19 protein-coding genes are annotated in these 18,624 nt (G+C 70.7%); 11 read left to right on the forward strand and 8 right to left on the reverse strand.

Annotated features, from left to right (window positions below):
• Together OG866_RS15000 and OG866_RS15005 are read left to right on the forward strand one after the other, a co-directional pair.
• Window positions 1–228 carry a DUF3107 domain-containing protein gene (locus tag OG866_RS15000; protein WP_059192479.1) on the forward strand — a complete coding sequence of 76 codons (228 nt, stop codon included), beginning with the start codon at window positions 1–3 and terminating at the stop codon, window positions 226–228.
• A gap of 216 nt (window positions 229–444) precedes the next feature.
• Window positions 445–714: a hypothetical protein gene (locus OG866_RS15005; RefSeq protein WP_329344109.1), complete on the forward strand. Its 270-nt coding sequence runs from the start codon at window positions 445–447 to the stop codon at window positions 712–714.
• A gap of 108 nt (window positions 715–822) precedes the next feature.
• On the opposite strand, the gene OG866_RS15010 is transcribed toward OG866_RS15005, so the two are convergent.
• Window positions 823–1,560: a ferritin-like fold-containing protein gene (locus OG866_RS15010; protein ID WP_329335000.1), complete on the reverse strand. Its 738-nt coding sequence runs from the start codon at window positions 1,558–1,560 to the stop codon at window positions 823–825.
• Between the two features lie 468 nt (window positions 1,561–2,028).
• On the opposite strand from OG866_RS15010, the gene OG866_RS15015 reads away from it, so the two are divergent.
• Both OG866_RS15015 and OG866_RS15020 read left to right on the forward strand, forming a co-directional pair.
• Window positions 2,029–4,623, forward strand: a complete 2,595-nt coding sequence (locus OG866_RS15015) for a DEAD/DEAH box helicase (protein WP_329335001.1) — start codon at window positions 2,029–2,031, stop codon at window positions 4,621–4,623.
• Window positions 4,624–4,841: 218 nt separating this feature from the next.
• Window positions 4,842–5,723, forward strand: coding sequence for an alpha/beta fold hydrolase (locus OG866_RS15020; RefSeq protein WP_329335003.1), 882 nt, complete (start codon window positions 4,842–4,844; stop codon window positions 5,721–5,723).
• Window positions 5,724–5,783: 60 nt separating this feature from the next.
• Here OG866_RS15020 and OG866_RS15025 read toward each other — a convergent pair whose 3' ends face one another.
• Complete coding sequence (locus OG866_RS15025) at window positions 5,784–6,677, reverse strand: NYN domain-containing protein (RefSeq protein ID WP_329335005.1); 894 nt, start codon at window positions 6,675–6,677, stop codon at window positions 5,784–5,786.
• 195 nt (window positions 6,678–6,872) lie between these two features.
• Between OG866_RS15025 and OG866_RS15030 the strand changes: the two genes are divergently transcribed.
• A complete protein-coding gene (locus tag OG866_RS15030; RefSeq protein ID WP_020136747.1) occupies window positions 6,873–7,025 on the forward strand; it encodes a hypothetical protein in 153 nt (50 codons plus the stop codon).
• Between the two features lie 91 nt (window positions 7,026–7,116).
• Here OG866_RS15030 and OG866_RS15035 read toward each other — a convergent pair whose 3' ends face one another.
• The 3 genes from OG866_RS15035 to OG866_RS15045 all read right to left on the reverse strand — a co-directional run bounded on the left by OG866_RS15035 (window position 7,117) and on the right by OG866_RS15045 (window position 9,468).
• A complete protein-coding gene (locus tag OG866_RS15035; protein ID WP_329335007.1) occupies window positions 7,117–7,722 on the reverse strand; it encodes a MarC family protein in 606 nt (201 codons plus the stop codon).
• Window positions 7,723–7,778: 56 nt separating this feature from the next.
• Window positions 7,779–8,636 (reverse strand): PHP domain-containing protein, encoded by an 858-nt coding sequence (locus OG866_RS15040; RefSeq protein WP_329335008.1) that lies wholly within the window; start codon window positions 8,634–8,636, stop codon window positions 7,779–7,781.
• A 190-nt stretch (window positions 8,637–8,826) separates the two neighbouring features.
• A complete protein-coding gene (locus OG866_RS15045; protein ID WP_329335010.1) occupies window positions 8,827–9,468 on the reverse strand; it encodes a DUF6758 family protein in 642 nt (213 codons plus the stop codon).
• A 168-nt stretch (window positions 9,469–9,636) separates the two neighbouring features.
• Between OG866_RS15045 and OG866_RS15050 the strand changes: the two genes are divergently transcribed.
• Window positions 9,637–10,860, forward strand: a complete 1,224-nt coding sequence (locus OG866_RS15050) for an MFS transporter (RefSeq protein WP_329335012.1) — start codon at window positions 9,637–9,639, stop codon at window positions 10,858–10,860.
• Between the two features lie 41 nt (window positions 10,861–10,901).
• On the opposite strand, the gene OG866_RS15055 is transcribed toward OG866_RS15050, so the two are convergent.
• A complete protein-coding gene (locus OG866_RS15055; protein WP_329335013.1) occupies window positions 10,902–11,486 on the reverse strand; it encodes a suppressor of fused domain protein in 585 nt (194 codons plus the stop codon).
• A gap of 505 nt (window positions 11,487–11,991) precedes the next feature.
• Here OG866_RS15055 and OG866_RS15060 point away from each other — a divergent pair.
• Window positions 11,992–13,119, forward strand: coding sequence for a magnesium and cobalt transport protein CorA (locus tag OG866_RS15060; protein WP_329335015.1), 1,128 nt, complete (start codon window positions 11,992–11,994; stop codon window positions 13,117–13,119).
• Between the two features lie 33 nt (window positions 13,120–13,152).
• Complete coding sequence (locus OG866_RS15065; RefSeq protein ID WP_329335017.1) at window positions 13,153–13,665, forward strand: hypothetical protein; 513 nt, start codon at window positions 13,153–13,155, stop codon at window positions 13,663–13,665.
• Between the two features lies 1 nt (window position 13,666).
• Here the strand turns inward: OG866_RS15065 and OG866_RS15070 are convergent, their stop codons facing one another.
• Window positions 13,667–14,425, reverse strand: a complete 759-nt coding sequence (locus OG866_RS15070) for a hypothetical protein (protein WP_329335019.1) — start codon at window positions 14,423–14,425, stop codon at window positions 13,667–13,669.
• Between the two features lie 174 nt (window positions 14,426–14,599).
• Between OG866_RS15070 and OG866_RS15075 the strand changes: the two genes are divergently transcribed.
• From OG866_RS15075 to OG866_RS15085, 3 genes are read left to right on the forward strand one after another with little or no spacing between them, the layout of a single operon-like run.
• Complete coding sequence (locus tag OG866_RS15075; RefSeq protein ID WP_329335021.1) at window positions 14,600–15,895, forward strand: magnesium transporter MgtE N-terminal domain-containing protein; 1,296 nt, start codon at window positions 14,600–14,602, stop codon at window positions 15,893–15,895.
• Window positions 15,885–16,496, forward strand: a complete 612-nt coding sequence (locus OG866_RS15080) for a DUF1003 domain-containing protein (RefSeq protein ID WP_329335023.1) — start codon at window positions 15,885–15,887, stop codon at window positions 16,494–16,496. The genes OG866_RS15075 and OG866_RS15080 overlap by 11 nt, the downstream gene beginning before the upstream one ends.
• Window positions 16,497–16,539: 43 nt before the next feature.
• Window positions 16,540–17,673: an Mrp/NBP35 family ATP-binding protein gene (locus OG866_RS15085; RefSeq protein ID WP_329335025.1), complete on the forward strand. Its 1,134-nt coding sequence runs from the start codon at window positions 16,540–16,542 to the stop codon at window positions 17,671–17,673.
• 65 nt (window positions 17,674–17,738) lie between these two features.
• On the opposite strand, the gene OG866_RS15090 is transcribed toward OG866_RS15085, so the two are convergent.
• Window positions 17,739–18,395, reverse strand: a complete 657-nt coding sequence (locus OG866_RS15090; protein ID WP_329335027.1) for a hypothetical protein — start codon at window positions 18,393–18,395, stop codon at window positions 17,739–17,741.
• Window positions 18,396–18,624: the final 229 nt, after the last annotated feature.

Genomic DNA, 18,624 nt, shown 5'->3' on the forward strand with positions numbered 1-18,624 from the left:
GTGGAGGTCAAGATCGGCGTGCAGCACGCGCCCCGCGAGATCGTTCTGGAGAGCGGTCAGAGTGCCGAGGAGGTCGAGCGCGTGGTGGCCGAGGCACTCGCCGGAAAGTCGCAGCTGCTGAGCCTCACGGACGAGCACGGCCGCAAGGTCCTGGTCCCGGCCGACCGTCTCGCGTACGTCGAGCTCGGTGAGCCGGCGCCGCGCAAGGTGGGCTTCGGCGCGCTGTAGGCAGACGCAAACGGAAGGGCCCGGCGACTTCACAGTCGCCGGGCCCTTCTCGTCGTACGGGCGGAACTCGTCGTACGGGCGGAACTTCCTCAAGATTTTTTTCTCCACATATGGAGCACAAGGCACGCACAGAGGAGGATTGCATTCCGCAGGTCACGGGTATGACGGGCTACGACCGACATACGCAGCGTGGCAGTGTGGGAGGGACTCTCAATGATGTTGCTGGAAGCGCTCGGCTCCGCTCTGCTCGGTCTCGTCCTGGCGGCCGCCGCCGCCCACCGCCTGGCGCACCGTCTGCCCGCCCGCTCCCTGGTCTTCGCGACGGGAGTGGCCGGCGCCCTCTTCGGCGCCTTCATCACCCACAGCGCCCTGGGCGCGGGCAACGTCCTGCTCACCCTGATCGGCGCGACGGTGGTCTCGGTCGCGTCCCTGTCGCTCCTGCTCCGCCCGGCGGGCAGACTGCGCCGCCGATCAGTTGCGGCATAGGTTTCTGACGCCGGTCAGGGCAACGCCCCAAGGGGCGCGGGGAACTGCGCGACCAGCCCCCACGCACCCGCAGCCGCGAGACGGACCGCAGCCCGCCCCCGCAGAGCGCTAGGCCGCCAACCCCAGCGCGGCCATCCGCTTCGTGTGCGCCTCGGTGATCCGCGAGAACATCCGCCCCACCTCCGCGAGGTCGAACCCGTCGGCGACCCCGCCCACGAGCATCGTCGACAACGCGTCCCGGTCGGCGACCACCCGCTGCGATTGCGACAGCGCCTCGCCCATGAGACGCCGAGCCCACAGAGCGAGACGTCCACCCATACGCGGGTCGGCGTCGATCGCGGCCCGCACCTTCTCGACGGCGAACCCGGCATGCCCCGTGTCGTCGAGAACGGCGAGCACCAGCTCACGCGTGTCCGCGTCCAGCCGCGCCGCGACCTCGCGGTAGAAGTCACTCGCGATCGAGTCGCCGACGTATGCCTTGACGAGCCCCTCCAGCCAGTCCGAGGGCGCCGTCTGCCGGTGGAAGCCGTCCAGCGCGGCGACGAACGGCTCCATGGCCTGCGTCGGCTCCGCGCCGATCTCGGTCAGCCGGTCGCGCAGCTTCTCGTAGTGGTGGAACTCCGCCGACGCCATCTTCGCCAGCTCCGCCTTGTCCGCCAGCGTCGGCGCCAGCTTGGCGTCCTCCGCGAGCCGCTCGAACGCCGCGAGTTCGCCGTAGGCCAGTGCGCCGAGGAGGTCGACGACCGCGGCCCGGTACTGCGGCTCCGCGGAGGCCGTGGCCCAGTCCTGGGCCGCCACTCCGGTGTGCTCGGCGGGTGCGTCAGAGGTGTTGTCAGGCGTCGTCATGAAGCGCACAATAGTCCGCTCGCCGAGCCTCGGAAGGCCCTGGTCAATCAGTGTGACGACGACTACGTGACCAAATCGGCCATCGCATGTGCGCGATTCCGAGGTATGGTGGTAATGCGCCTGCCGAGTATTCGACGGGCTGCACGTATGAGGATGCCCGGTCGGTGGCCCGATCGGCTCCGACCTGACAGCTCTCCTCGCCCGTACGGCACTGTGCGTACGGCATCCGGAGGGACCCTCAGCGGTTCGAGCGCTAGAGCGTCGGCAGAGGTCCCGTGTCATTACGGCTGGTCCGTAAGGCAGTCGACGTCCCCAGCACGGTCTCAAGAGACCCCCGAGCTCGCCTCGCACCGCGCACACAGAAGAGGCAGCACCCTGACTACGACGTTCAGAGATCTCGGAATCCTTCCCGAGACCGCCGAGGCCCTTGAGGCCGTCGGCATCATCACCCCCTTCCCCATCCAGGAGATGACCCTCCCCGTCGCCCTCTCCGGCACGGACGTCATCGGCCAGGCCAAGACCGGCACCGGCAAGACGCTGGGCTTCGGCCTCCCGCTCCTCGAGCGCGTCACCGTCCCCGCCGACGTCGAGGCCGGCCGCGCCACCCCCGAGGCGCTCACCGACGCCCCGCAGGCCCTCGTCGTCGTCCCCACGCGCGAGCTCTGCACCCAGGTGACCAACGACCTGCTGACCGCGGGCAAGGTCCGTAACGTGCGCGTGCTCGCCATCTACGGCGGCCGCGCCTACGAGCCCCAGGTCGAGGCCCTCAAGAAGGGCGTCGACGTCGTCGTCGGCACCCCGGGCCGACTGCTGGACCTCGCGGGCCAGAAGAAGCTCAACCTGGGCCACATCAAGGCGCTCGTCCTCGACGAGGCCGACGAGATGCTCGACCTGGGCTTCCTGCCCGACGTCGAGAAGATCATCAACATGCTGCCGGCCCGCCGCCAGACGATGCTGTTCTCGGCGACCATGCCGGGCGCGGTCATCGGTCTCGCGCGCCGCTACATGTCGCAGCCCACGCACATCAACGCCACCTCGCCCGACGACGCGGGCAGGACGGTCGCGAACACCAAGCAGCACGTGTACCGCGCGCACAACATGGACAAGCCCGAGATGGTCGCGCGGATACTGCAGTCCGAGGGCCGGGGCCTTGTCATGGTCTTCTGCCGCACCAAGCGCACCGCGGCCGACCTCGCCGACCAGCTCAAGCAGCGCGGCTTCGCCGCCGGCGCGGTCCACGGCGACCTCGGCCAGGGCGCCCGCGAGCAGGCGCTGCGCGCCTTCCGCAACGGCAAGGTGGACGTCCTCGTCTGCACCGACGTCGCCGCCCGCGGTATCGACGTCGAGGGCGTCACGCACGTCGTCAACTACCAGTCTCCCGAAGAGGAGAAGACGTACCTGCACCGCATCGGCCGTACCGGCCGCGCGGGTGCCAAGGGCATCGCGATCACCCTCGTCGACTGGGACGACATCCCGCGCTGGCAGCTGATCAACAAGGCGCTGGAGCTCGACTTCAACGACCCGCCGGAGACGTACTCCACCTCCCCGCACTTCTACGAGGAGCTGAACATCCCCGCGGGCACCAAGGGTGTCCTGCCGCGTGCCGAGCGCACCCGCGCGGGCCTCGACGCGGAGGAGCTCGAGGACCTCGGCGAGACCGGCGGCCGTGGTGGCCGCGGTCGCGGTGACCGGAACGACCGTAGTGACCGGGGTGACCGAGGTGGTCGTGGCGGCCGGGACGAGTCCCGTTCCGCCGACCGCGAGCGCCCGTCCCGTACACCGCGCCGTCGCCGTCGTACGCGCGGCGGGGCCACTACGGACGGAGCCCCGGCGCCCGTCGCCGAGGCCACCGCGCCGTCCGCGGACACCGCGCTGACCGAGGACGCGCCCGCGTCCCGCACCCCGCGCCGCCGTCGCCGCACCCGTAACGGTGCCGCGCCGGAGCAGGTGCCGGCCGTGACCGCGACGCCCGAGGCCATGCCGTCGGAGGCCGCGGAGGCCGCCGTGGAGACGGTCGAGGCCACGGAGACGAAGCCGCGTCGGCGCCGTACCCGTAAGACCGCGGAGCCGGTGGCCGCCGAGGCGACCGAGGTCGTCGAGGCCGCGCCCGTGGTCGCCGCCGAGCCCGAGGCTCCCGTCGTCGCGCCGCGTCGTCGCACCCGTAAGGCCACGGCAGCCGCCGAGACCGCGGTCGACACCGCCGAGGCGACCGAGGCCACGCCGCGCCGCCGCACCCGCAAGACCGCGGAGCCGGTGGCCGAGGTGACCGAGGTCGTCGAGGCCGCACCGGTGGCCGTCGCCGAGCCCGAGGCCCCGGCCGCCGCGCCGCGTCGCCGTACGCGCAAGACGGCTGCTGCCGCCGAGACCGCGGTCGACACCGCCGAGGGCACGGAGGCCAAGCCGAAGGCCCGGCGTACGCGAAAGGTCGCCGCTGCCGCGGAGACCACCGCCGAAGCCGCCGTCGAGGCTGCCCCCGAGGTCGCCGAGCCGAAGCCGCGTCGCACGCGCAAGACCGCCGCTGCCGCTGCCACCACGGCCGCTGAGGCCGCAGTCGACACGGCCGAGGCCGTCGAGGCCAAGCCGCGTCGCACGCGGAAGACCGCCGCCGCCACGGAGACGACGACCGAGGCGAAGCCGCGTCGGACCCGTAAGACCGCTGCCGCCGCCGAGATCCCGGCCCAGGCCGCGGAGGCTCCCGCCGAGGCGGAGGCGAAGCCGCGTCGGACGCGCAAGACCGCGGCCGCTGCCACTACGGCCGCCGAGGCCGCCGTCGACACGGCCGAGGGCACGGAGGCCAAGCCGAAGGTCCGGCGTACGCGCAAGACCGCGGCCGCCGCGGAGGCTCCCGCCGAGGTCGCCGAAGCGGTCGAGGTCGTCGAGGCCAAGCCGCGTCGCACCCGTAAGACGGCTGCCGCCGCCACGGAGACGACGACCGAGGCGAAGCCGCGTCGGACCCGTAAGACCGCTGCCGCCGCCGAGATCCCGGCCCAGGCCGCGGAGGAGGCGGAGGCCAAGCCGAAGGTGCGGCGTACCCGTAAGGCCACGGCCGCCTCGGAAGGCTGAGCGTTCGTTTGTCGCTGACGGCCCGGTCCACTGCGTGTGGGCCGGGCCGTCGGCATGAGGGGGCGGCTACGGAAGAGGCCAACAGTCTTGGTGCGGCTGTGGGCCGCCGGCAAGGGTGGATCGCGCCCACGCGGCGGAGCCGCATATCGATGCAGCCCCGCGCCCCTGGTGGGTCTCCCCGCCCGGCGATTGTCAGCGCCGCCCGATAGCCTCAGGCCATGAGCCGTCCCCCCTCCTTCGCCCCGCCCCCCTGCGCCCGTGCCTACACCCTGCGCACCTCACGCGGGGAGTTCGCCGTCGTCGACGCGCCGGTGGCGGAAGGCGTCACGGCCCGTGGGACGGCCCTGCTGCTGCCCGGGTTCACCGGCAGCAAGGAGGACTTCAACCCGCTGCACGAACCGCTCGCCGCGCGCGGGTACCGGACCGTCGCCGTGGACGGGCGGGGGCAGTACGAGTCGGACGGCCCCGAGGCCGATGAATCCGCTTACGCCCAGGACGAGTTGGCGAAGGACGTGCTCGCGCAGGCCGCGGCTGTCGGGACGCCCGTGCACCTCGTGGGCCACTCGCTCGGCGGGCAGATCGCCCGGGCCGCCGTGCTCCTCGATCCGGAGCCCTTCCTCTCCCTGACGCTCATGGCCTCGGGCCCCGCCCAGATCTCCGGCTCCCAGCAGCAGCGCGTCAAGCTGCTGCGGGACGCGCTCGCGGTGATGAGCATGGCGGAGGTGTGGGCGGCGATCCAGGCCATGGAGCCGCCCGAGGAGACCGAGACCGGCGAGCTGGACGAGGGGCTCGACGACCGGGACGATCTGCGGCGGCGCTGGCTGGGCAACAAGCCCGCCCAACTCCTCGCCACCGGGCGTCAGTTGTGCACCGAGGTGGACCGGGTCGGCGAACTGGCCGCCGTACCGCTGCCGTTCCATGTGCTGTCCGGGGCGCGCGACGACACCTGGCCCGTCCCGCTCCTCGACGAGATGGCCGTGCGGCTCGACGCGCACCGGACCGTCGTCACCGGCGCCGAGCACTCCCCCAACACCGACCGCCCCCTCGAAACGGCCCGCGCCTTCGCCGACTTCTGGGACAGCACCCTCAAGGCCGACTAGTACAGCGTCCGCAAGTGCTCCCAGAAGACTGGTACCGCGTCCGCAGGGGCTCCCAGAAAACTAGTACTGCGTCCGCAAGTGCTCCCAGAAGCCGTCCCGCAGCGCCCGCCGCAGGTCCGCCTGGCCGCGCAGGGAGTACTGGAGCAGCCCCTCCGCCTCCACCAACAGGTCCTGGTCGACCGAGCCGGGCAGATAGGGGTGGCCCGGCAGCAGCTCCACCAGGGCCTCGCGCCCCCGGGCCGCCAGCCACTTCGCCGCGATCTGGGCGCCCACGAAACGGACGTCCTCGCGGGTGGGCCGGTTCACGGAGGCCTCGTACCCGGCGGACGTGCGGCGGGCGACGTAGGGCTTGAAGAAGTCGAGGTCGAAGACGCGCTGGCTGTCGACCTCCCAGAGCAGGGGCTCAGCCTGGTTGCGCCCCTCGGGAGCCTCGATGCCCCAGAGGTGGACGCGCGCGCCGTAGCCCTGCGCGGCCTCCACCGCCGACACCAGGTCCTCGTCGCCGCCGAGCAGGGCCGCGTCACTGATAGCGCGGTGCCGGGCGAGGGACTCCAGGTCGGAGCGGATCAGTGAGTCGACGCCCTTCTGCTGGTTGTTGGCGTTGAGGTTACCCAACCGCACCTTCACGTCCGGGAGTTCGGCGATCGACTGCTGCTCGGCGGTGTGGATGCGGCGGCGGGCGCCGTCGTACCAGTAGACCCTGAGCAGTCTGCTGTCCGCGAAGATCGTGCGGGCCCGGTCGATGAGCGCCTCGATGAGCCCCTCGGCGTCGAGGTCGAAGGCGCGGCGGTCCTCCGTGCCGGCGACCAGACGACCCGCGGCCGCGTACAGATACCCCGCGTCCACGAAGATCGCGTGGGTCGAGGGCGTCTTCGCCACCTCGGCGAGCATGCGCTGCAACAGCTCGTTGGTGTGGTCGATGCGGGCGCCCAGCGCCTCGTGGTCGTCGTTCATCGCCATCATTGTCCCGGCGGTCACGCTGCGAACACAACCGGTCCCGGTCAGTCTCGTACCGACCGCTTACCGGTCAGTAGTTAGTCGTTCGAAAAATTTCTTTAGCGTAGGGAATGTTTGTAACACGCAGCCCGTTAGATACAGACGTACGCAGATGTTCTCCTCAGGAGGATGACCAGACGAAGGGAGAAGCCCATGCGCTTCGAAATCATGCGACTCGACGATGTCGACGGTACCCCCGTGGACAGCACCGTCGTGGACGCCGCCTCCGTCAACCGGATCGTTCAGCAGGCCGCCGCCATCGGACAGCGTCTCTGGATTCGCCCGGCCGACACCACGGCCTCATAACAAACACAGCTTCAGAGCCCCCGTACGGCACCGATGCCGTACGGGGGCTCTGCGCTTTCCCCAGCCGATTTCCCCAGCAGGGTTACGGGGCTCAGCTCCCCCGGATCACCTGCGTGATCCCGTTGATGATCTGCTGCACGGCGATCGCGGAGAGCATCATGCCCGCGAGCCGCGTCACCAGGACGACGCCACCGTCCTTGATGACCCGGATGATCAGCAGCGAGTACCGCATGACCAGCCACAGCACGACATGGATGGCGAGGATCGCCGTCCACACCGAGACCTGCGTGGTGACGCTGTCGGCCTTCTGCACGGCGAGGATCACGGACACGATCGCACCGGGCCCGGCCAGCAGCGGCATGCCCAGCGGCACCAGGGCGACGTTGACGTCCTTGGTCTGCTTGGGCTCGTCGGTCTTGCCGGTGAGCAGGTCCAGGGCGATCAGCAGAAGCAGCAGTCCGCCCGCGATCATCAGCGCGGGGACGGAGACGTGCAGGTAGTCGAGGATCTGGTGGCCGAGGAGCCCGAAGACCGTGATCACTCCACCGGCCACGCAGACGGCCTGGAAGGCCATCCGCTTCTGCACCTTGCCGGGCCGGCCGGCGGTCAGGGCGAGGAAGATCGGGGTGATCCCCGGGGGATCCATGATGACGAACAGGGTCAGGAAGAGAGAGCCGAAAACGGCAGCGTCGAACACAGGTGAGCCTTGCGAGAGGAAAGAAGGGTGGATCAGGTGGGTGCGGGAGCGATCCCTCAGGCCCCGCCGGTGCCCGGCACCGGGAACGCGCCCGTCGCCCGCCGGGTGATCTCCCCGTACACCTCGGGGTCGGTCCGGTACTCGCCGAGCGTCACCGTCTTGCGGCTGCCGTGGTAGTCCGAGGAGCCCGTGACGAGCAGCCCCAGGTCGGCGGCGAGCCCGCGCAGCCGGTCGCGCGTCTCGGCGTCGTGGTCCATGTGGTCGACCTCGATGCCGTCGAGCCCGGCCGCCGCCATCTTCGCGATCGCCGCCTCGGGGACCGTACGGCCGCGCTTGCTGGCGCCGGGGTGGGCGAAGACGGTGACCCCGCCCGCGCCCTTGACCAGCCGGATCGCCTCGAAGGGGTCGGTCTCGTGCTTCTCCACATAGGCCCGGCCGCCGTCCGCCAGCCAGTCCTCGGTGAAGGCGTCGCTCACGGTCGGTACGACGCCCAGCTCGACCAGTGCGGTCGCGACATGCGGGCGGCCGACCGAGCCGTCGCCCGCGATCCGCGCCACCTGCTCCCAGGTGACGGGCACGCCCAGCCCCTGGAGCTTGGCGACCATGCCCCGCGCCCGCGGCACCCGGTCGTCCCGCACGAGCTCACGCTCGGCGAACAGCGCCGGCTCCTCGGGGTCGAAGAGGTAGGCCAGCATGTGCATGGAGACGCCGTCGATACGGCAGGACAGCTCGGCGCCGGTGACGAGGGTGAGCCCCTCGGGGAGCGCGGCGATGGCCTCGGCGTGACCGCGGGTGGTGTCGTGATCGGTCAGCGCGACGACGTCCAGCCCGGCAGTGGCGGCGTTGCGCACCAGCTCGGCCGGGGTGTCCGTGCCGTCGGACGCGGTGGAGTGGGTGTGCAGATCGATACGCACGACGCGGACTCCAGGCGATGACGGTACGGAAGAGGACGCTCAAGGATAGCCGCATTTTCGACCCGCCTGTCACACCCGAAACCTGTGAGCGACCTTTACACACACTCACCTGAGGGGCGCGGGGAACTGCGTGACCAGCCCCGTCGAACCCTCAGCCGCCCATCAAGCCCTCCGGGCACCCCAGTGGGCGTCACGGCTTCAGCAAGCGCGGCGAAAGCGCCCCGCACGGCACCAGCTCCACCTCGGCCCCCGCGTCCCGCAGATCCGTCAGCACCAGCTCGTCGTACATCAGCAGCCCCGACTGCTCGGGCCACACGACCGCCCACAGCCACAGTCCGAGCGCCTCGCCCGCGAACACGGCCCGGTCGTCGGGGGTGCCGGAGACATGCCACAGCGGTGTCGGCCGACCCGCGGCCAGCACCTTGGCCTGGGGTGGCTTCTCCACGCTCATGTACGGTCCCGGGTCCGGCCCGTCGATGCCCGCGTACCGCGCGCCGAGGCCGACGCCGAGTTCCTCGGCGACGAGGATCAGCTCGCCGAAACCGCCGAGCGGTCCGGGCCCCGAGCACGCCACAGCTGTCGCACGCCCGCCGCTGCGGTCGTCACCGGCACTGCCGACGCCCGTGAAGAGCCAGCCGACCGGCAGCGGCCACGGCATCCACACCGGCACCTGCGTGCGATGCACCACGACGTCGAGGGCCTCGACGCTGGGCGGGATCACGGGTTGCAGCGGGTGCACGGTCCCGTGCACATCGCACTGCCAGGAATCGGCGAAGAGTCCGGGAGCCCTGACCCGGCCACCACACTTCGGGCAACTGGGTTCGCCCCTCATAGGGCCCCACGGTCCTACCCCTGCCCCGCCACGTCAAGGACGATCACCCGTCCGGGCGGAACCGCTCACCGTACGGAATTAGATGTAGCTTGCATTAATTAGCTACCCTAACTTACTATGTGCATACACCAACTATCTTCAGGTCTGAACGTCGGAAAGGGAGAAACCATGGACGCCCTCGACGCGGGAGCGAGCAGCCTCCTGCGACAGCCCAAGGCGGTCTGGGCCACGGCCGGCGCCTCCGTCGTCGCCTTCATGGGCATCGGGCTGGTCGACCCGATCCTGCCGTCCATCGCCCAGGGCCTCGACGCCACCGCGGGACAGGTCTCCCTGCTCTTCACCTCGTACTTCCTGATCACCGCGTTCGCGATGCTGGTCACCGGCTGGGTCTCCAGCCGGATCGGCGGCCGCAAGACCCTGCTGCTCGGCCTCGCCTTCGTGGTCGTCTTCGCCGCTCTCGCCGGTACGTCGGGCTCGGTCGCCGAACTCGTCGGCTTCCGCGCGGGCTGGGGTCTCGGCAACGCCCTGTTCGTCTCGACGGCCCTCGCGGTCATCGTCGGCGCGGCGGCGGGCGGCAGCTCCGCGGCGATCCTGCTGTACGAGTCCGCGCTCGGCCTCGGCATGGCGTGCGGCCCGCTGCTGGGCGCGCTGCTCGGCGACGCCAGCTGGCGCTACCCGTTCTTCGGCACGGCCTTCCTGATGGCGGTCGGCTTCCTGTGCATCACGGTGTTCCTGAAGGAGCAGCCGAGGCCGGCCACGAAGACCTCGCTGCTCGACCCGCTGAAGGCGCTCGGCCACGGGGGCCTCGCCTCCGCCGCAGCCTCGGCGTTCTTCTACAACTACACGTTCTTCACCGTGCTGGCCTTCACCCCGTTCGTGCTGGACATGACCCCGTACAAGTCGGGTGCCGTGTTCTTCGCCTGGGGTGTGCTGCTCGCCGTGTTCTCGGTGATCGTGGCGCCGCGGTTGCAGGCGCGGTTCGGTTCGCTGAAGGTGCTCGGCGGCTCGCTGGTGCTGCTGGCGGCCGACGTGCTCGTGCTCGGATACGGCAGCCACACCACAGCGATCGTCTGCACGATCCTGTCCGGCGCCTTCATCGGCGTGAACAACACCGTCTACACCGAGCTGGCCCTCGGCGTCTCCGACGCCCCGCGCCCGGTCGCCAGTGCCGGCTACAACTTCGTGCGGTGGTTCGCGGCCGCGGCGGCGCCCTACTTCGCGCCGAAGATCGAGGAGTGGACCGACGTCCACGTCCCGTTCGCGGTGGCGGCCGTCACCGCGCTCGCGGGTGCGGCCGTGGTCGTCGTACGGCGGAACGCGCTCACTCGGGAGGCGGCGGAGCTGGAGTCGAGGCACGCCACCGAGGACGGTGTGGCCGTCTTCGCCAACTGACGGGTTCCGGCCACCACTTGGTGACCTTGCTCACGCGATGATCACTCCAGCGGGACGGACTTCCGGGACGGGTCCCTGAGGTCCGTCCCGTTCGTCAGCCAGCGCTCCTGAAGGGCCTGGGCGCCGTGCACCCGCTTCCAGGCGGCCTCGTTCGCGGTCATGGGGAGCAGGGGGAGGAACTGCACCGGGTCCATGGGCTCGTCGAGCTCCAGGTTCTCGACCAGGCCGCCCGGTTCGGCGACCAGGACCGAGGTGAAGGGGGCGCCGGGCCACAGCGGCTCACCCACGTCGAGGGATGCGCCGGGGGCCACAATCACGCCCTCGACCTGCGGGGACGCACCGAGGACGGCGAGCGGGCGGAGCGCCTTGTCGGTGTCGGCGAGGCCCGCGCGGACCGAGAGGACGAGTTCGGCGCGGGGGCCCTTGACCGGGTCGGCGAGCATCACCGTGGGGTCGCCCATCGGCGCCGCCGACATGCCGAGGGTGGCGTAGCGGACGATGTCGCCGTCGTGGAAGCGGAGCACCTCGATGCGGTCCGTGCCCAGGAAGGTGACCGCCGCGCGGGCGTCCGGCTCGCCCAGCGCGGAACGCAACCGGGCCTCGACCAGAGGAAGAACATCAGCCATGTCGCGAGCATAGAACTCGTCAGTACCGGGCAAAGCAGCGCCTTGACACTTCAGCCGGCTGATAGTCTTGCCCGGTCGTTCGGGGCAGCACGCAGAAGCGTCGCGATCGAGTCCCGACACCATGGAAATCCCCTGCGGGGGAACTCCCCTACGGGGGATGGACGTCCCTTACGAGGGACCGGCCGGAGGAGGTGGGGCTGTCATGGATCGAAGTCACCCGGGCAGTACCACTCGTTCTTCCGCCCGCTGATGTAGCTGATCCGGATTCCGGCTGACCGCCGCCTCTCTTCACGCTCGCGTCTTCATCGGAAGAGCACTTCGTCTCGTTTTGCCTGATCTGTCTGATTCGAATCAGCATCTGTATCAGCAGCGAACCCCGCCACCGCAATGGTGCGGTGCTCCCCGCTTTGTGGACGTGCCAAACATCCGCAGTCAGGACGTCCTCATTCCGGGCAGTTCCACCCGTTGAAGCGGCTTTTCGTTGCCTGTCGCGAAGGAGCCTGCCATGTCGATGATCCGCGACCTGCGCGCCGTCGTCCGCCCGTCCCGCCCCTCGCTCCGCAAGGGCGTGCGCATGGACAGCGGGGCGTACGACACCACCCGCGACCCCGGCACCCCTTCGGCCGTCGTCGACTGCGCCGTCTACCGCGACGGCGCCCGCGTGGAGACGCCGACGCCGCTCACGCCGCACGAGGCGATGCGTCAGGTGCGCCGCGACGGCGGCTTCGTCTGGATCGGTCTGCACGAGCCGACCGAGGCCGAATTCGCCGGTATCGCCAGCGAGTTCGGGCTGCACCCGCTGGCCGTCGAGGACGCCGTACAGGCCCATCAGCGGCCCAAGCTGGAGCGCTACGACGACTCCCTGTTCACCGTCTTCAAGACCATCCACTACGTCGAGCACGACCGCCTCACCGCCAACAGCGAGGTCGTCGAGACCGGCGAGGTCATGTGCTTCACCGGACGGGACTTCTTCATCACCGTCCGGCACGGCGGCCAGGGTTCGCTCCGGGCACTGCGCCACCGCCTCCAGGACGACCCCGAGCTGCTCGCCAAGGGCCCCTCGGCGGTGCTGCACGCGATCGCCGACCACGTCGTCGACGGCTACATCGCGGTCGCCGACGCGGTGCAGGACGACATCGACGAGGTGGAGACGGAGGTGTTCTCGCCGGGGCGCAAGGGCTCCCCGCGCGGTTCGGACGCCGGCCGGATCTACCAGCTCAAGCGTGAGGTGCTGGAGTTCAAGCGCGCGGTGTCGCCGCTGCTGCGGCCCATGCAGCTGCTGAGCGAGCGGCCGATGCGGCTGATCGACCCCGACATCCAGAAGTACTTCCGGGACGTCGCCGACCACCTCGCGCGCGTGCAGGAGCAGGTCATCGGCTTCGACGAGCTGCTCAACTCGATCCTCCAGGCCAACCTCGCGCAGGCGTCCGTCGCACAGAACGAGGACATGCGGAAGATCACCTCGTGGGCCGCGATCATCGCCGTACCGACGATGGTGTGTGGCGTGTACGGGATGAACTTCGACTACATGCCCGAGACGCACTGGAAGTACGGCTACCCCGTGATCATGATGATCACGGGTGTCATCTGCCTCGGCATCCACCGCACCCTGAAGCGCAACGGCTGGCTGTGAAAGCCCGATAACAGGCCTCGATAGGCTGCCCCCATGACAAGCGAGCTGCTCGACCAGGCCCTCGTCGAGGAGGCCACGAAGAAGTCCGGTCTCATCTGGGTCAGGGGTCCCGAGGGTCCCGCCCGGGCGCTGTGGCACGTGTGGCACGAGGGTGCCGCGTGTCTGGTCGGGGACGGGCCGGGGGAGCAGCCGCTGCCGGGGCTGACGGACGGCGGCTCGGCCGAGGTCACGGTCCGCAGCAAGGACAAGGGCGGGCGGCTGGTCTCCTGGACGGCGAGGGTCGTGGAGCTGCCGTCGGGTTCGCAAGTCTGGGAGGCGGCCGTCGCCGAGCTCAAGGGCAAGCGCCTCAACGCGCCCGACGGCGAGGCGATGCCGGAGCGCTGGGGGCGTGAGTGCCGGGTGCTGCGGCTGGAGCCGACGGGGGCGACGGCGCCGCTGCCCGAGGGCGACCTGGCCGAGGCGCCGGTGCCGACGTCCGCGACGACCCGACAGCCGATCCCGGCGGGGCTTCCGAAGCTGCTGCTGAAGCGACGCCGCCGGAAGTAGGTCAGGACGTCGGCAGCTGCTTGCCGTAGTCCACGGTCTCGCCCTTGGCCGGGGCCGTCAGCTCGAAGGACTTGCCCCAGCCGGAGAAGGTCAGCGTGCCCGCGCCGCCCGCACGTTCCAGGCGGAGCGGGTACGGCGTGCCCTCCAGGGAGACGTCCAGGGTGCCGCCGGAGCCGTCGTCGCCGGTGATGCGGATGGTGGGGGTGCCGGACTGCTCGTGGTGGCCGTCGGTGGCGAGGTCGCCGTGCAGGGTGAGCAGCCCGGCGAGCAGGACGTCCTTGTCGGTGAAGCCGCTGAACTTCTTGTACGAGGGGTCGCCCTGAGGCACCTTCACGAACTTGCCGTCGAGCTTGTCGGCGGCGGCCGTGTCCGTGCCCTTGTCGTCGGCCTTGCCGTCCTCGTGGGTCCAGAACTCCGCGTCGGCCTTGAGGAACAGCTTCTCCCCGACCCGCAGCAGTCGGAACGTGGCGCCCTCGGCGGTGACCGAACCGGTGCCGCCGTCGGCTTTGAGACGCATGTCGAGTTTGTAAGTGCGCCCACTGGTCACCACGGTTCCGGAGAGACGCACCGCGTCCGCGGCATCCGCGGCCGCCCGGGTCTTCGTCTGGATCTGGTCGGCCGGCAGCTTGCCGACGCCGTTGGTGCCCGCGTCGGGGTCGTCACTACTGCACCCCGTCAGGCCCGTTCCCGTCACGACCAGGGCGCACATCGCGCCCATCAGTCCCATCCGGCGGGTACGGCCCTGGGGAATCGCAGTCACAGGTGGGGCGCCTTTCCGACGAGGGTCCATCAAGCGGCGTACCGCAGAGTACCGGGGCTGCGCGGGCCGAGCGGAGCCAGACCGTCCGGACCGCCCACCAGGGCGTCCGCGAACGGGACGGGCTAGCCTGAAGCCCACCTGGACCGGCAATTCGCACGAAAAGGAGGTGCGGCCATGGCAGGGGGCGCCCCCAGGATCTTCGTCTCGCACCTCGCCGGCGTCGCCGTGTTCGACCCGAACGGCGACCAGGTCGGCCGGGTGCGCGACCTGGTCGTCGTGCTGCGCGTGGGCCGCAAGCCGCCGCGCGTGCTCGGGCTGGTCGTCGAACTGTCCACGCGGCGCCGCATCTTCCTGCCCATGACCCGGGTGACCAGCATCGAGTCCGGCCAGGTCATCACCACCGGTGTGCTCAACGTCCGCCGCTTCGAGCAACGGCCCACCGAGCGCCTGGTCTTCGGCGAACTGCTCGACCGACGCGTCACCCTCGTCGAGCCCGGCGAGGAGGTGACCGTCCTGGACGTGTCCGTGCAGCAGCTGCCGGCCCGCCGGGACTGGGAGATCGACAAGGTCTTCGTCCGCAAGGGCGGCAAGGGCGGCGCGTTCCGGCGCAAGGGCGAGTCCCTGACCGTGGAGTGGTCGGCGGTCACCGGCTTCTCCCTGGAGGAGCACGGACAGGGCGCCGAGAGCCTGTTGGCCACCTTCGAGCAGCTGCGCCCCGCCGACCTCGCCAACGTCCTGCACCACCTCTCCCCCAAGCGGCGCGCCGAGGTCGCCGCCGCCCTCGACGACGAGCGCCTGGCCGACGTACTCGAAGAACTGCCGGAGGACGACCAGATCGAGATCCTCGGCAAGCTGAAGGAGGAGCGGGCGGCCGACGTCCTGGAGGCCATGGACCCCGACGACGCGGCCGACCTGCTCAGTGAGCTGCCCGAGGAGGACCAGGAGCGGCTGCTGAGCCTGATGCAGCCGTCCGACGCGGCCGACATGCGGCGCCTGATGTCGTACGAGGAGCACACGGCGGGCGGTCTGATGACGACCGAGCCCATCGTGCTGCGGCCCGACGCGACCGTCGCCGACGCCCTCGCGCGCGTGCGCAACGCCGACCTCTCCCCCGCGCTCGCCGCCCAGGTCTATGTCTGCCGTCCACCCGACGAGACGCCGACCGGCAAGTACCTGGGCACGGTCCACTTCCAGCGGCTGCTGCGGGACCCGCCGTACACGCTGGTCAGCGCGATCATCGACGACGACCTCCAGCCGCTGGACCCGGACGCGGCGCTGCCGGTCGTCGCCGGGTTCTTCGCGACGTACGACATGGTCTCGGCGCCCGTGGTCGACGAGGCCGGGTCGCTGCTGGGCGCGGTCACCGTGGACGACGTGCTGGACCACATGCTGCCGGAGGACTGGCGGGAGACGGAGTTCCATCTGGACGAGGAGCTCGGCGAGGGCGAGGTGGCTCCTCATGGTTCCTGAGCGCGAGACGACCACCCGCGAACGCGTCCCGAGCGGCGCCACCGCCACCACCCGCCCGCGCACCCGCCTGGACCAGCCCCGCCCGCCGCGGCGCCGGCTGCTGCCCGAGTGGGACCCGGAGGCCTTCGGACGGCTCTCGGAGCGCATCGCGCGGTTCCTCGGCACGGGACGCTTCATCGTCTGGATGACGGTCGTCATCATCGCGTGGGTGCTGTGGAACGTCTTCGCCCCGGGCGATCTGCGCTTCGACAACTACCCCTTCATCTTCCTGACCCTGATGCTGTCCCTCCAGGCCTCCTACGCGGCTCCTCTCATCCTGCTCGCGCAGAACCGGCAGGACGACCGCGACCGGGTCAACCTCGAACAGGACCGCAAGCAGAACGAGCGGTCGATCGCCGACACCGAGTACCTGACCCGCGAGATCGCCTCCCTGCGCATCGGCCTCGGTGAGGTCGCCACCCGGGACTGGATCCGCTCCGAGTTGCAGGACCTGGTGAAGGAGCTGGAGGAGCGCGAGAACGGCCATCGCAGCGGCCACGGGAACGAGCACGGCGTATTCCCGGCAGACCGGTCGACCGGACGTGACGTAGAAGACCGCTGACGGGCATGCCGGGCGCAGGCTACCGAGCCGTACCATCGTCCTTATGGCTAGCGAAGACGCGGTGCGCGAGGCACTGGCGACGGTGAACGACCCCGAGATCAACCGACCCATCACCGAACTGGGGATGGTCAAGTCGGTGGACATCGGCGCGGACGGAGCGGTCGCGGTCACCGTCTATCTGACGGTCTCCGGCTGCCCGATGCGCGAGACGATCACGCAGCGCGTGACGGACGCGGTCTCGGCCGTCGAGGGCGTCACCCGCGTCGACGTCACGCTCGACGTGATGAGCGACGAGCAGCGCAAGGAGCTGGCGACGGCCCTGCGCGGCGGCCAGACCGAGCGCGAGGTCCCCTTCGCCAAGCCCGGCTCGCTCACCCGCGTCTACGCGGTCGCCTCCGGCAAGGGTGGCGTCGGCAAGTCCTCGGTGACGGTGAACCTGGCGGCGGCGATGGCGGCCGACGGCCTCAAGGTCGGTGTCGTGGACGCCGACATCTACGGCCACTCCGTGCCGCGCATGCTGGGCGCCGACGGCAGTCCCACCCAGGTCGAGAACATGATCATGCCGCCGACGGCGCACGGCGTGAAGGTCATCTCCATCGGCATGTTCACCCCGGGCAACGCCCCGGTGGTGTGGCGCGGCCCGATGCTGCACCGCGCGCTCCAGCAGTTCCTCGCGGACGTGTACTGGGGCGACCTGGACGTCCTCCTCCTCGACCTGCCGCCGGGCACCGGTGACATCGCGATCTCGGTGGCCCAGCTGGTCCCGAACGCCGAGATCCTGGTCGTGACGACCCCGCAGCAGGCGGCGGCCGAGGTGGCCGAGCGCGCCGGCTCCATCGCCGTCCAGACCCACCAGAAGATCGTCGGCGTGGTCGAGAACATGTCGGGCCTGCCGTGCCCGCACTGCGACGAGATGGTCGATGTCTTCGGCACGGGCGGCGGCCAGACGGTCGCCGACGGCCTGACCCGCACCACGGGTGCCACGGTCCCGGTCCTCGGCGCCATCCCGATCGACGTCCGCCTGCGCGAAGGCGGCGACGAGGGCAAGCCGGTCGTGCTGAGCGACCCGGACTCCCCGGCGGGCAAGGCCCTGCGCGACATCGCGGGCAAGCTCGGCGGCCGCCAGCGCGGCCTCTCGGGCCTGTCCCTGGGGATCACCCCGCGGAACAAGTTCTAGCTTCGCCTACGACGATGGGGGCGCCGTCCGCTGCGGACGGCGCCCCCATCGTCGTACCGCAGCGCCTACGCGTAGACGCTGATGTCCTTGATCATGGCGAACCCGAGGCCGTAGGCGCTCATGCCTCTGCCGTAGGCCCCGACGTGCACGCCCTCCTGGGTCGAGCCGGCGAGCACCCAGCCGAACTCGGACTCGCGATAGTGGAAGGACGTCGGCACCCCGTCCACGGGGAGCGACAGGGTCGACCAGTCCGGGCCGTCGAGGTCGTCGGCCAGGGCCCACGCCGTCTCGGTCTGCTGGTCCAGCCAGTCGTCGCGCAGCGAGTGGTCCATCGAGCCGGGCCAGGTGAAGGAGAGCAGCCCCACGCCCGCGAGCCAGGCGGCCGAAGCGACGGACGTGGCCTCCAGCAGCCCCGTGCCGTCCGCGCTCCTGCGGGACGGATTCGCCGCGACGGTGACCACCACCGCGAACTTCTCCTTGTCCTCCGAGGCCTCGTTGCGTACGGAGGGCTCGTCACCGTGCCCGATCGAACCGTGCTCGACGGCACCGTCGGCCGCCGTTCCGACCTGCATCAGCCACCGTGGCCCCGTGAAGGCCTCGTCGAGGCCGTACCACGGGAAGGGCGCTTGCAGGTAGCCGTCGACCGTGCGCCGGGCGGAGGGGACCTGCTGTCCGCCCTCCGTGGCCGGCGCCTGCGCGACTGCCTGACTCGTCGTCTCCATGTGCCCGGACGCCTCCTCGTTCCTCGTCGGACCGGAACGGCCCGCCCCCCTTCGGGCGACTCGTCCGGTCCGCACAACAACTCGGCAGCATAGCCACCCCACCGGGACCAGCAGCGAAACCGCCCGGCACGCGGGGCGTCCGGACGTCCGGTTCAGGCCGCGCGGGGCCCCGGTGACGTATGAAACGCGTCACGCACGACAGAGCCGCACGTCGCTGACGTGCGGCTCC

The organism is Streptomyces sp. NBC_00663 (assembly GCF_036226885.1).
In the GTDB taxonomy this organism is placed as follows: Bacteria; Actinomycetota; Actinomycetes; order Streptomycetales; family Streptomycetaceae; genus Streptomyces.